The sequence below is a fragment of the Pseudomonas sp. OTU5201 genome, from assembly GCF_038440135.1.
GTDB lineage: Bacteria > Pseudomonadota > Gammaproteobacteria > Pseudomonadales > Pseudomonadaceae > Metapseudomonas > Metapseudomonas resinovorans.
The window spans coordinates 1-13,110 of the sequence record NZ_JASATC010000052.1 but is presented as its reverse complement, the minus strand read 5'-3'; the positions used below and the strand labels follow the sequence as shown (position 1 = coordinate 13,110).

Annotated in this window: 11 protein-coding genes and 1 pseudogene; 4 read left to right on the top strand and 8 right to left on the bottom strand. The window is 61.6% G+C overall.

Translation table 11 applies throughout. The features are described 5' to 3' along the window. Positions 1-7 precede the first annotated feature (7 nt). The 7 genes from AAHM40_RS23950 to AAHM40_RS23920 all read right to left on the bottom strand — a co-directional run bounded on the left by AAHM40_RS23950 (position 8) and on the right by AAHM40_RS23920 (position 7,691). On the bottom strand, positions 8-433 hold the full coding sequence (locus AAHM40_RS23950; RefSeq protein WP_028628738.1) for a GNAT family N-acetyltransferase: 426 nt from the start codon (positions 431-433) through the stop codon (positions 8-10). After that, complete coding sequence (locus AAHM40_RS23945; RefSeq protein WP_342246911.1) at positions 426-1,592, bottom strand: ribosomal protein uL16 3-hydroxylase; 1,167 nt, start codon at positions 1,590-1,592, stop codon at positions 426-428. Before AAHM40_RS23945 ends, AAHM40_RS23950 begins: the two co-directional genes overlap by 8 nt. A gap of 60 nt (positions 1,593-1,652) precedes the next feature. Continuing rightward, entirely contained in the window at positions 1,653-3,023 is a 1,371-nt protein-coding gene (gene purB, locus AAHM40_RS23940) for an adenylosuccinate lyase (RefSeq protein WP_342246910.1), read from the bottom strand. Between the two features lie 109 nt (positions 3,024-3,132). Next, positions 3,133-3,753: a high frequency lysogenization protein HflD gene (hflD, locus tag AAHM40_RS23935; protein ID WP_028628735.1), complete on the bottom strand. Its 621-nt coding sequence runs from the start codon at positions 3,751-3,753 to the stop codon at positions 3,133-3,135. Then, entirely contained in the window at positions 3,750-4,868 is a 1,119-nt protein-coding gene (gene mnmA / locus AAHM40_RS23930; RefSeq protein ID WP_342246909.1) for a tRNA 2-thiouridine(34) synthase MnmA, read from the bottom strand. The genes hflD and mnmA overlap by 4 nt, the downstream gene beginning before the upstream one ends. A gap of 55 nt (positions 4,869-4,923) precedes the next feature. Further along, the gene (locus tag AAHM40_RS23925; RefSeq protein WP_342246908.1) at positions 4,924-5,367 is read right to left on the bottom strand and encodes an NUDIX hydrolase; all 444 of its coding nucleotides are present in this window, start codon (positions 5,365-5,367) and stop codon (positions 4,924-4,926) included. Positions 5,368-5,462: 95 nt separating this feature from the next. Beyond that, a complete protein-coding gene (locus tag AAHM40_RS23920; protein WP_342246907.1) occupies positions 5,463-7,691 on the bottom strand; it encodes an NADP-dependent isocitrate dehydrogenase in 2,229 nt (742 codons plus the stop codon). A gap of 357 nt (positions 7,692-8,048) precedes the next feature. Here AAHM40_RS23920 and icd point away from each other — a divergent pair, with 357 nt between their 5' ends. Continuing rightward, a complete protein-coding gene (gene icd, locus AAHM40_RS23915) occupies positions 8,049-9,305 on the top strand; it encodes an NADP-dependent isocitrate dehydrogenase (protein WP_342246906.1) in 1,257 nt (418 codons plus the stop codon). A 68-nt stretch (positions 9,306-9,373) separates the two neighbouring features. On the opposite strand, the gene cspD is transcribed toward icd, so the two are convergent. Further along, a complete protein-coding gene (cspD, locus tag AAHM40_RS23910) occupies positions 9,374-9,637 on the bottom strand; it encodes a cold shock domain-containing protein CspD (RefSeq protein ID WP_342246905.1) in 264 nt (87 codons plus the stop codon). 231 nt (positions 9,638-9,868) lie between these two features. Between cspD and clpS the strand changes: the two genes are divergently transcribed. The 3 genes and pseudogenes from clpS to AAHM40_RS23895 form a co-directional block, all read left to right on the top strand. Continuing rightward, positions 9,869-10,231: an ATP-dependent Clp protease adapter ClpS gene (gene clpS / locus AAHM40_RS23905; RefSeq protein ID WP_028628729.1), complete on the top strand. Its 363-nt coding sequence runs from the start codon at positions 9,869-9,871 to the stop codon at positions 10,229-10,231. Positions 10,232-10,259: 28 nt separating this feature from the next. Next, complete coding sequence (gene clpA / locus AAHM40_RS23900; RefSeq protein WP_342246904.1) at positions 10,260-12,530, top strand: ATP-dependent Clp protease ATP-binding subunit ClpA; 2,271 nt, start codon at positions 10,260-10,262, stop codon at positions 12,528-12,530. Positions 12,531-12,637: 107 nt separating this feature from the next. Next, positions 12,638-12,934, top strand: a pseudogene (locus AAHM40_RS23895) (transposase); the annotation flags it as partial. Positions 12,935-13,110: the final 176 nt, after the last annotated feature.

Sequence of the window (13,110 nt, the reverse complement as noted above, 5' to 3'; positions counted from 1 at the left end):
TGGGCCTCTACTGGCTTTCGCGCACCATGTCCACGTGGGGAATGCCAGCCTCGAGGAACTCGCTGCTGACGATCTTGAAGCCGTGGCGTTCATAGAACGCGGTGGCGTGGACCTGGGCGGAGAGCATCTGACGCTTCAGGCCACGGCGTTCGGCTTCGGCGATAGCGGCTTGTAGCAGCCGATCGCCAACCTTCAGTCCGCGCCAGTCCTTGAGCACCGAAACGCGGCCGATATGGCCGTCGGGAAGCAGGCGGGCGGTGCCGATAGCATAGTCCCGCTCGAAGGCGAGAAAGTGCACGGCGTCCGCATCTTCGGTGTCCCACTCCAGCTCCGGTGCGACGGACTGTTCGGCGATGAATACGGCCTCACGGATGCGGCGCAGGTCGGCATTGTCCTTCTGCCAGTCGGCAACGCGGACGTGTATCTCACTCATCGGCAAACTCCAGACTTCCTTGCTTGACCAGTTCCAGTAGAAGCTTACGCCCCTCGTCATCGGCCAGCCATTGGCCGAGATTTTCCATATGCAGTGCCTCGGCAGCGCAGATCAGCTTCAGCAGGTCGCGCAGGCTGGCGGGCAGCAGGCGGCTCTGGCCGCTGGCGAAAAGCACCAGGCCAATGTCCACCTCGGACCAGGCCAGGCGCGCGCTTGGGTTGCGGACCAGTACTGCGCCGTCTTCGATGGCGCCCAGGAAATCGTCCTCTTCCACTTCGGCGCCGGCCAGCAGTTCCGGGTAGCGCGGCTCGGTCATGAACTGGCCGAACCAGGTAAGCAGCAGGCGCTCGTCGCTCATGTGCTCGGTGAGCAGAGACTTGAGTCGGTCCAGGGCGTCCCGCTGAATCTCGTGGGGATCGCTGACAGGCGCCGCGCCGGCGTCGCTGTAACGCTCCTCGTCCGGCAGGAACTGGGCCAGGAAGTCGGTGAAGTGGGTCAGTACCTCGGCGGCACTGGGCGCGCGGAAGCCTACGGAGTAGGTCATGCAGTCGTCTTCGGCGATACCGAAGTGGGCGAGACGGGGCGGCAGGTAGAGCATGTCGCCGGGCTCCAGCACCCATTCGTCGGTCTGCTGGAAGTCGGCGAGTATGCGCAGGTCGGCATGGGGTAGCAGGGCGCTCTCGGTGTCACACATCTGGCCGATTTTCCAACGGCGGCGACCGTAACCCTGGAGAAGGAACACGTCGTAGTTGTCGAAATGCGGCCCTACGCCACCGCCTGGCGCGGCGAAGCTGATCATCACGTCATCAATGCGCCAGCTCGGTAGGAAGCGGAAATTTTCAAGTAGCTCGGCGACTTCCGGCACGAATTGGTCGACCGCCTGGACCAGTAGGGTCCAGTCGCGCTCAGGCAGGTTCTGATAGGCGTCCTCGGCGAATGGGCCTCGGCGCAGTTCCCAGGGGCGTTCTCCGTGCTCGAGCACCAGGCGGGACTCGACTTCCTCTTCCAGGGACAGGCCCGCAAGTTCGTCAGGGGAAATGGGGCTTTCGAATCCGGGGATGGCCTGGCGGATCAGGAGTGGTTTTTTCTGCCAGTAATCGCGCAGGAATTCGCGCGCGGAGAGGCCACCCAAAAGTTGAAGAGGAGTATCAGGATTCATATCTAAGCCTTTGAAATAAAAACGCCCGGCACAGCCGGGCGTGCATGGGTACAAGACCGATCAGATGCGCTTGGCCTGAGCTACGGCGTTGCCGATGTAGCTGGCGGGAGTCATTTTGCGCAGTTCGGCCTTGGCCTCGGTCGGAATATCCAGGCCATCGATGAAAGTCTGCAGGGCTTCCGGGCTGATGCCCTTGCCACGAGTCAGTTCCTTGAGCTTCTCGTACGGATTTTCGATCGCGTAGCGGCGCATCACGGTCTGGATCGGCTCAGCGAGGACTTCCCAGCAGGCGTCGAGGTCTTCAGCAATGCGCCCCGCATTCAGCTCCAACTTGCTGATTCCCTTGAGAGTGGCTTCGTAGGCGATAACGCTGTGAGCAAAGCCGACGCCCAGGTTGCGCAGCACAGTGGAGTCGGTCAGGTCGCGCTGCCAGCGGGAGATGGGCAGCTTGCTGGCCAGGTGCTGGAGCAACGCGTTGGCAATGCCGAGGTTGCCTTCGGAGTTCTCGAAGTCGATCGGGTTGACCTTGTGCGGCATGGTCGACGAGCCGATCTCGCCAGCGATGGTCTTCTGCTTGAAGTAGCCAAGGGAGATGTAGCCCCAGACATCGCGATCGAAGTCGATGAGGATGGTGTTGAAGCGGGCGACGGCATCGAACAGCTCGGCGATGTAGTCGTGCGGCTCGATCTGGGTGGTGTAGGGGTTCCAGGCCAGGCCCAGGTCGCCTTCGATGAACTCGCGGGCGTTGGCTTCCCAGTCGACGTCCGGATAGGCGGACAGGTGGGCGTTATAGTTGCCCACCGCACCGTTGATCTTGCCCAGTAGCGGCACGGCTGCAACCTGGGCGATCTGGCGCTCCAGGCGGTACACGACGTTGGCCATTTCCTTGCCGAGGGTGGTCGGCGAGGCCGGCTGGCCGTGGGTGCGGGAGAGCATCGGCACATCAGCGAAGCGTACGGCCAGGTCGCGGACGGCGTCGGCCAGTTGGCGCATCAGCGGCAGTACGACCTGGTCGCGGCCTTCGCGCAGCATCAGGGCGTGGGACAGGTTGTTGATGTCCTCACTGGTGCAGGCGAAGTGGATGAACTCGCTGACTTTGGCCAGCTCGGGCAGCTTGGCGGCCTGCTCCTTGAGCAGATACTCAACAGCTTTTACGTCGTGGTTGGTGGTGCGCTCGATTTCCTTGATGCGCTCTGCATGTTCCAGCTGGAAGTCTTCGGCCAGCTTGTCGAGCAGGGCATTGGCTTCGGCGGAGAAGGGCGCGACTTCCGGGATACCGGCGTGGGCGGCGAGGCGCTGCAACCAGCGGACCTCTACCTGGACGCGGAAACGGATCAGGCCGTACTCGCTGAAGATCGGGCGCAGGGCGCTGGTTTTGCCGGCGTAGCGGCCATCTACGGGGGAAACCGCGGTGAGCGAGGAAAGCTGCATGAGGGCGTTCTCGGACAATCGGTCAACGAAAAGGGGCGCACATCATACATGTATTTCGCCCAACTCGCCGCTTCCGCGCCGCGGTCGTCGACACATGGCGCGGTGCGGGTCAGCCGCGCAGGAGCGGATAAAGCTCGTTGAGCAGCTTGCGGCGGCTGAACAGCAGTTGCCAGCGGTTGCCGCCGAGTTGACGCCAGAGTCGCGCGGCGCGGATGCCGGTGAGGAGCAGGGCGCGGATCTTCGCAGCGTTACTGGGTTGCTGCAGGTGGCGCATGTCACCGTGTACCTGGATGCGCTGGCGGAAGGTGCTCAGGGTGTCCTGGTAAAGGCCGGCGCAGGCGGCAATGACGTTGTCGTGCACCAGGCCGAAGTGCTGTACCTGTTGCTGGATCTGGTCCAGGCGGTTGCCGATGACGTCCAGCATGTCGCCACGTTTGGCCAGTTGACGTTCCAGGGTCAACAGGGCGAGGGCGTAGCGCAGGGGTTCGCGTTGCAGGCTTGAGGGCTCACGTTCCAGGGCACTTACAAGGGCCTTGTAGCCATCGCGCAGGTTGAGGTCGTCGCCGCCGTAGACTTCCAGGGTGTTCTTCGGATCGCGGATCAGCAGGCTGCCGAGCATGCAGCCGAGCGGCGGCTCGCTGATCTGGCCGGTCTTGGCGATGCGGTCGACCAGGGCGGCGGCTTCGAAGACGGCACCGAGTGCGACCAGTTGTTCGCGGGTCTGGTTCATGGGCGCTGAACTCCGGCATCCGAGGGTTGGGCGCTTTCGATCACGCCGCCGCCCAGGCAGATTTCGCCGTCATAGAACACCACGGACTGGCCCGGCGTGACCGCCCGCTGCGGCTCGTCGAACACCGCTACGTAACCGTCGCTAGTCTTTTCCAGGGTGCAGGGCTGGTCGCTCTGGCGATAGCGCACCTTGGCCTTGAGGCGGCGGGGCAGGCTGAGGTCGATGGGGTTGACCCAGTAGATCTCGGACGCTTTCAGCGAGCGGGAGTACAACCATGGGTTTTCGTTGCCCTGGCCGACGATCAGTACGTTGCGCGAAAGGTCCTTGGCCAGGACGTACCAGGGATCGTCGCTGGCGTCCTTCATGCCGCCGATACCGAGGCCCTGGCGCTGGCCGATGGTGTGGTACATCAGGCCATGGTGGCGGCCGATGACGTCGCCTTCGGTGGTCTGGATCTCGCCGGGCTGGGCGGGCAGATACTGCTTGAGGAAATCGGTGAAGCGGCGCTCGCCGATGAAGCAGATGCCGGTGGAGTCTTTCTTCTTCGCCGTGGCCAGGCCGTATTTCTCGGCAATGGCGCGCACTGCGGGCTTTTCCAGTTCGCCGACCGGGAACAGGGTGCGGGCGATCTGCTCGCCGCCCACCGCATGCAGGAAGTAGCTCTGGTCCTTGTTCGGGTCCAGGCCCTTGAGCAGCTCGGTGCGGCCGTCGACGTCGCGGCGGCGTACGTAATGGCCGGTGGCGATCAGGTCCGCGCCCAGGGACAGGGCGTAGTCGAGGAAGGCTTTGAACTTGATTTCGCGGTTGCAGAGGATGTCCGGGTTCGGCGTGCGGCCTGCCTTGTATTCGGCGAGGAAGTGCTCGAACACGTGGTCCCAGTACTCCGCCGCGAAATTGGCGGTGTGCAGCTTGATGCCGATGCGGTCGCAGACGGCCTGGGCGTCGGCCAGGTCCACCTTGGCGGTGCAGTACTCGGTGCCGTCGTCCTCGTCCCAGTTCTTCATGAACAGGCCTTCCACCTGGTAGCCCTGCTCGAGGAGCAGGAGGGCGGAAACCGAGGAATCGACGCCGCCGGACATGCCGACTATGACGCGGGTATTGGCTGGATCACGCATGGGACTCTGCACTGGCTGGTAAGCAAAAGCGGAATTCTATCAGGGCTGGGGCTGGTCAGGCGACGCGGATCAGGCTGAGGGGGAAACGCTCGCCGTCCAGGTAGTCGTCTATGCAGCGCAGGACCAGGTGGCTGCGCCAGCGGTCCTTCTCGGCCAGCAACTCGTCTCGGGTCAGCCAGCGCGGGCCGATGATGCCCTCGTCCAGCGGCTGGTCCGGGTGGTGGCGCAGCGGCCGGGCGGCGAAACAGACGCGCTGGTAGGTCACGCCGTTGCTGGGGGCGGTGTAGAGGTAGATTCCGGTGACGGCGGTGAGTTCGACCTCCCAGCCGGTTTCCTCCAGGGTTTCGCGCAGGGCGGCCTGGAGCAGGCTCTCGTTGGCCTCAAGGTGGCCGGCGGGCTGGTTGAACACGGCGCGGCCATCGGCTTCTTCCTCAACCAGCAGGAAGCGGCCCTGGTCCTCGACGATGGTTGCGACGGTGATGTGGGGTTTCCAGGTCATCGGCGTGGCTCCGGAAAAGGGGCGAATTTAAAGCGCGGGTAACGGAAAAAGAAACCCCGGGCGAGCCCGGGGTTTCCTTGGTGCCGCGCTGGAGATTAAGCCAGCAGTCCGTCGATCGCAGCGTTCAGGGTAGCGCTGGGGCGCATGACCTGGCTGGTCAGTTCCGGGTTGGAGCGGTAGTAGCCGCCGATGTCCACGGCCTTGCCCTGGACGCCGTTCAGTTCGGCGACGATGGTCGCTTCCTGTTCGGTCAGGGTCTTGGCCAGCGGAGCGAAGTGGGCCTTCAGCTCGGCGTCTTCATCTTGTGCAGCCAGGGCCTGAGCCCAGTACATGGCCAGGTAGAAGTGGCTGCCGCGGTTGTCGATTTCACCAACCTTGCGCGACGGCGACTTGTTGTTGTCCAGCAACTTGCCGGTGGCTTCGTCGAGGGTCTTGCCCAGCAGCTTGGCCTTGGCGTTGCCGGTTTTGATGCCGGCTTCTTCCAGGGACACGGCCAGGGCCAGGAACTCGCCGAGGGAATCCCAGCGCAGGTAGTTCTCTTCCACCAGCTGCTGTACGTGCTTCGGAGCCGAGCCGCCGGCACCGGTCTCGTACATGCCGCCGCCCGCCATCAGCGGAACGATGGACAGCATTTTGGCCGAGGTGCCCAGTTCCATGATCGGGAACAGGTCGGTCAGGTAGTCGCGCAGGACGTTGCCGGTCACCGAGATGGTGTCCTGGCCGCGCAGTTGGCGCTCCATGCTGGTACGAATGGCTTCGTTGTAGCCCTTGATGCTGATGTCCAGGCCGGTCAGGTCGTGGTCCTGCAGATACAGTTCGACCTTTTTGCGCAGTTCGCGATCGTGGGCGCGTTCCGGGTCCAGCCAGAAGATGGCCGGGGTTTTGGACAGGCGGGCGCGGGTAACGGCCAGCTTGACCCAGTCACGGATCGGGGCGTCCTTGGTCTGGCAGGCGCGCCAGATGTCACCGGCTTCGACTTCATGCTGCATCAGGACGGTGCCGTCGGCGGTCACGACGCGCATGGTGCCGTCGGCGACCATCTCGAAAGTCTTGTCGTGGGAGCCGTACTCCTCGGCTTTCTGCGCCATCAGGCCGACGTTCGGCACGGTGCCCATGGTGGTCGGGTCGAAGGCGCCGTTGGTTTTGCAGAAGTTGATCATCTCTTGGTAGATGCGGGCGTAGGTGCTCTCCGGCATCACCGCCTTGGTGTCTTTCTGCTTGCCGTCCTTGCCCCACATCTGGCCGGAGTTGCGGATCATCGCCGGCATGGAGGCGTCGACGATCACATCGCTCGGGATGTGCAGGTTGGTGATGCCTTTCACGGAGTCGACCATCGCCATTTCCGGGCGGTGGCTGTAAACCTCGTGGATGTCGTGAAGGATCTCTTCCTGCTGGGAGGCGGGCAGTACCTTGATCTTGTCGTAGACGCTGCTGATGCCGTTGTTCGGGTTGACGCCCAGTTCCTTGAACAGCTCGCCGTACTTGTCGAACACGTCCTTGTAGTAAACGCTGACGGCGTGGCCGAAGACGATCGGGTGGGAGACCTTCATCATGGTCGCCTTGACGTGCAGGGACCACATAACGCCGGTTTCCTTGCAATCCTGCAGGGTCTGCTCGAAGAAGGCGCGCAGTTTGTTGCAGCTCATGAACATGCTGTCCAGGACTTCGCCGTCCTGCAGGGAGAGCTGCTTCTTGACCTCGACCTTGCCGTCCTTGCCGACGAACTCGATGCGCACGTCACCGGCCTTGGCCATGGTGATGGATTGTTCGCTGGAGAAGAAGTCGCCGCCGCGCATGTAGTCGGCGTGAGAGCGGGAGGCCATGCTCCACTTGCCCATGGAGTGCGGGTGCTTGCGAGCGTAGGCCTTCACGGCGGCCGGAGCGCGGCGGTCGGAGTTGCCTTCGCGAAGGACCGGGTTCACGGCGCTGCCCAGGACTTTTGCGTAGCGGGCGCGAGTGTCTTTCTCTTCTTCGGTCTGCGGATCTTCCGGGAAGTCCGGCACGTTGTAGCCCAGCGCCTGCAGTTCGGCGATAGCGCCTTTCAGCTGCGGCACGGAGGCACTGATATTCGGCAGTTTGACGATGTTCGCGTCAGGCGAGGTGGCCAGCGTGGCCAGGTAGGCCAGGTCGTCTTCGATGCGCTTGTCTGCGGCAAGCTTGTCAGTGAAGGAGGCCAGGATGCGTCCTGCAAGAGAGATGTCGCGGGTTTCGACATCAATCCCTGCCGAGGCGGCGAACGCTTTGACGATGGGAAGGAGCGAGTAGGTGGCGAGCGCAGGGGCTTCGTCGGTGAAGGTGTACGTGATCTTCTGACGGTTGGACATTAACGTTTAACTCTCTTCTTTTCTGGGCGCGCACAGAGTCTCGAAGCGCACTGGTAGACGCATTCGCTCAATGTCGACGTTGAGCTGAGCCGAGAATTGCCGCGGGGGTAATGGAGCGCCAGTAAAGCGTTGTACGGCCTTGCCATGGTGGTGGCCTGGCCGTTACGAGGACAGTGAGTCTGGTCCCAGACTGCTCGACCCCGATGACTGTTAAGTCACGGCGCGCAGTATATCACCCCTTTTGGCGGGGTGACTCGGAGGCGTGTTTTCGACTAAGGAAGATATGGTCGATGACCGCCCAACTGGAGTAGGCTCACGAGCTGCAAGAGCGTTCTCAACCACAACACGGAGCTCAGCATGGGATACCAAAAGATCCAGGTGCCGGCAGTCGGTGACAAAATCACCGTCAATGCAGATATGTCCTTGAAGGTACCGAACAACCCGATCATCCCCTTCATCGAGGGTGACGGCATCGGCGTCGATATCAGCCCTGTCATGATCAAGGTGGTAGATGCCGCCGTAGCCAGAGCTTACGGCAGCAATCGCAAGATCTCCTGGATGGAGGTTTACGCGGGTGAGAAGGCCACTCAGGTCTACGATCAGGACACTTGGCTGCCGAAAGAAACCCTGGACGCTGTTCGCGAATACGTTGTTTCCATCAAGGGCCCGCTGACCACTCCCGTCGGTGGTGGCATTCGGTCCCTCAACGTGGCCCTGCGTCAGGAGCTGGATCTTTACGTTTGCCAGCGCCCGGTTCGTTGGTTCGAAGGCGTTCCGAGCCCGGTGAAAAAGCCCGGTGACGTTGATATGGTCATTTTCCGCGAGAACTCCGAAGACATTTATGCCGGTGTCGAGTGGAAGGCTGGCAGCCCCGAGGCCGAGAAAGTCATCAAGTTCCTCACCGAGGAAATGGGCGTCAAGAAAATCCGTTTCACCGAGAACTGCGGTATCGGTATCAAGCCAGTGTCCCTGGACGGTACCAAGCGTCTGGTACGCAAGGCCCTGCAGTACGCCGTGGACAACGATCGCAGTTCTGTGACCATCGTCCACAAGGGCAACATCATGAAGTTCACCGAGGGTGCCTTCAAAGAGTGGGGCTACGAAGTTGCTCGTGACGAGTTCGGTGCCGAGTTGCTGGATGGCGGTCCGTGGATGCAATTCAAGAATCCGCGCACCGGCAAGAGCGTCGTAGTCAAGGATGTGATCGCGGACGCCATGCTGCAGCAAATCCTGCTGCGTCCGGCTGAGTACGATGTGATTGCCACGCTGAACCTGAACGGCGACTACCTGTCCGACGCCCTTGCAGCCGAAGTGGGTGGTATCGGTATCGCCCCCGGCGCCAACCTGTCCGACACCGTTGCCATGTTTGAGGCGACCCATGGCACCGCGCCGAAGTACGCCGGCCAGGATAAGGTTAACCCGGGCTCGGTCATCCTCTCTGCGGAGATGATGCTGCGCCACATGGGCTGGACCGAAGCGGCCGACCTGATCATCAAGGGCACCAATGGTGCCATCGCTGCGAAGACCGTCACTTACGACTTCGAGCGTCTGATGGAAGGTGCCAAACTACTGTCCTGCTCCGAGTTCGGCGACGCTATCATCGCGCACATGTGAGTCTTCGGACGGAAACAAAAAGGCCGGTCATTTGACCGGCCTTTTTTATGCCCAATTGATGCGTGGGCTCAAACTTCTACCGTGCTGCCCTGGGGGTGGCTGATGGTGGCAGGCGCTTCGGTGGTGGCCGTGACGGGGCGAATATTCACGGCATGCAGCCCTTTCGGGCCCTGGATGATATCGAAGCTTACCGGCTGTCCAGCCTTTAGCGTCTTGTAGCCCTCCATCTGGATGGCCGAATAGTGGGCGAACAGGTCCTCATCTCGGCCGTCGGCAAGGATGAATCCATAGCCTTTGGCGTTGTTGAACCACTTGACCTTACCGCTAAGCATGCTGATATCCCTCTGCAAAGGACTCCATCACTGGAGTATCATCCACTTCGACTCCACGCCATGCGGGCCGCCTTGGCCGCGCGCGCGGAACCCCTGATACCCGAAGACGGGTATTCACTGGTTGTAACACCGTTTTGCCGTTAGTCAAGGCGTTCCCCGCATCGCCTGAGAAACGGATCAAAGTCTTTCCAGAGGCCGTTTTTCATCCATCCAATGACCTTTATTTCCAGCATGCATGCAAGCAGCCAGATTCGACTAACATTCAATCAGGACAGTCCGCAGCATCACGAGGACGACTCCACGGGCCTGGCGGTGCAGGAAGCCAAGCCGGCCCTGCAGGCGCCACCTATGTATAAGGTGGTGATGTTTAACGATGACTACACCCCTATGGATTTCGTGGTCGAGGTGCTCGAACTGTTCTTCGGTATGAACCGGGAACTGGCCACCAAGATCATGCTGACCGTGCATACAGAGGGCCGGGCAATTTGTGGCGTGTTCACTCGCGACATAGCCGAAACCAAGGCCATGCAGGTCAATCAATATGCGAGAGAGAGCCAGCATCCGCTGCTCTGTGAGATCGAGAAGGACGGTTAACGCCGCCGCTTGGGTATGAGGTGAAGCCATGTTGAACCGCGAGCTCGAAGTCACCCTCAATCTTGCCTTCAAGGAGGCCCGTGCCAAGCGCCACGAATTCATGACGGTAGAGCACTTGCTGCTCGCCCTGTTGGACAACGAAGCCGCCGCCACAGTGCTGCGCGCGTGTGGCGCAAATATGGACAAGCTGCGGCACGACCTGCAGGAGTTCATCGATTCCACCACCCCGCTGATCCCTCAGCACGACGAAGATCGTGAAACCCAGCCCACGCTCGGCTTCCAGCGAGTGCTGCAGCGTGCGGTGTTCCATGTGCAGAGTTCCGGCAAGCGCGAAGTGACCGGCGCCAATGTGCTGGTGGCGATCTTCAGCGAGCAGGAAAGTCAGGCTGTGTTCTTGCTGAAGCAGCAGAGCGTCGCGCGTATCGATGTCGTCAACTACATCGCCCATGGGATTTCCAAGGTCCCGGGTCACGGCGAGCAGCACGACCACGATCAGGAAATGCAGGATGAGGAAGGTGGTGAGGCTGCCGCGTCCGGTCATCCGCTGGATGCATATGCCAGCAATCTGAACGAATTGGCGCGCATGGGGCGCATCGACCCGTTGGTCGGGCGTGAGAGTGAAGTTGAGCGCGTCGCGCAGATCCTGGCGCGTCGTCGCAAGAACAACCCGCTTTTGGTAGGTGAGGCAGGTGTTGGCAAGACCGCCATCGCTGAGGGTCTGGCCAAGCGCATTGTCGACAACCAGGTGCCCGACCTGCTCGCTGAAAGCGTGGTCTACTCGCTGGATCTCGGCGCCTTGCTGGCGGGAACCAAGTATCGCGGCGATTTCGAGAAGCGCTTCAAGGCGCTGCTCAATGAACTGCGCAAACGCCCGCACGCCATTCTGTTCATTGATGAGATTCACACCATCATTGGTGCCGGTGCGGCGTCGGGTGGGGTGATGGATGCGTCCAACCTGCTCAAGCCGCTGTTGTCTTCGGGTGAGATCCGTTGCATCGGTTCGACCACCTTCCAGGAATTTCGAGGCATCTTCGAGAAAGATCGGGCTCTGGCGCGGCGCTTCCAGAAGGTCGACGTTACAGAACCATCGGTTGAAGACACCGTGGGCATCCTCAGGGGGCTCAGGGCGCGCTTCGAGCAGCATCACCATATCGAGTACAGCGATGAGGCGTTGCGTGCAGCAGCCGAGCTGGCAGCTCGCTATATCAATGACCGACACATGCCTGACAAGGCCATTGATGTGATCGACGAGGCGGGCGCCTATCAGCGCCTGCAGCCGGAAGAGAAGCGCGCCAAGCGCATCGAGGTGGCTCAAGTCGAAGACATAGTCGCGAAGATCGCGCGAATTCCTCCAAAGCATGTCACTAGCTCCGACAAGGAGCTGCTGCGTAACTTGGAGCGTGACCTGAAGCTGACGGTCTTCGGTCAGGATGCGGCCATTGACTCCTTGTCGACCGCTATCAAGCTGTCGCGCGCAGGGCTCAAGTCCCCGGACAAGCCGGTAGGTTCGTTCCTCTTTGCTGGGCCTACGGGGGTCGGCAAGACCGAAGTGGCCCGCCAATTGGCGAAGGCGATGGGGATCGAGCTGCTTCGATTCGACATGTCCGAATACATGGAGCGGCACACCGTTTCGCGTCTGATCGGTGCGCCTCCAGGCTATGTCGGTTTCGATCAGGGTGGTCTGTTGACCGAGGCCATCACCAAAATGCCGCACTGTGTGCTGCTGCTGGATGAAATCGAGAAGGCTCACCCGGAAGTCTTCAACCTGCTGCTGCAGGTGATGGATCACGGCACGCTGACTGACAACAACGGCCGCAAGGCGGACTTCCGCAACGTGATCTTGGTCATGACCACCAATGCTGGTGCCGAAACCGCTGCGCGGGCTTCCATCGGCTTCACTCTGCAGGATCACTCTTCGGATGCCATGGAGGTCATTCGCAAGAGCTTCACGCCGGAATTCCGTAACCGCCTGGATACGATCATCCAGTTCGGCCGCCTGAGCCATGAAGTAATCAAGAGTGTCGTGGACAAGTTCCTCACCGAGTTGCAGGCGCAGTTGGAGGACAAGCGCGTGCAATTGGTGGTCAGCGACGAGGCGCGGGGCTGGCTGGCTGAGCGCGGCTACGACGCGCAGATGGGGGCCCGTCCCATGGCGCGCCTGATCCAGGACAAGATCAAGCGACCACTTGCGGAGGAGATCCTGTTTGGCGAGTTGGCCGAGCACGGCGGCGTGGTGCACGTCGACGTCAAGGATGAGGAGCTCAGCTTCGAGTTTGAGACTACGGCAGAGATGGCCTGAGTGATGCACCAACAAAGAGCCCCGCACATCAGACTGTGTGAAAACCTAGCCGTCTGAGTCGAGTCTGAAGACAATGCCCGTATCGTTCGATACGGGCATTGTCGTTTATGGGCTACATCCAGGGAGAGGCGCGCGGTCAGGACAGCCTGTTTCCGCCGTCGCTGGACGAGCGGGTTCCCGAAGACCACCTGGTGCGGGTGATCGAGGTCTACGTGGCGCGGTTGGATTTGCAGGTGCTGGGTTTCAGCAAGGCACAGCCGGGTCGAACCGGGTGTCCGCCCTACGACCCGGCGGACCTGCTCAAGCTCTACCTGTACGGCTACTTCCAGCGCATCCGCTCTTCCCGTCGCCTGGAGACCGAGTGCCGGCGCAATGTCGAGGTGATGTGGCTGCTGGGGCGGGTGACACTCTGCTGTTCGACCGCAGTGCCTTTAGCTACGACGCGGAAACCGACCAGTACCCGTGTCCGGCGGGCCAGTGGCTACCGCTCAAGCAGGTCAAGGGCAGCCAGCGCATCTACGCCGTACGCAGCGACTGCAGCGACTGCCCGTTGAAGCCGCAGCGCACCAACCCCCGGCGC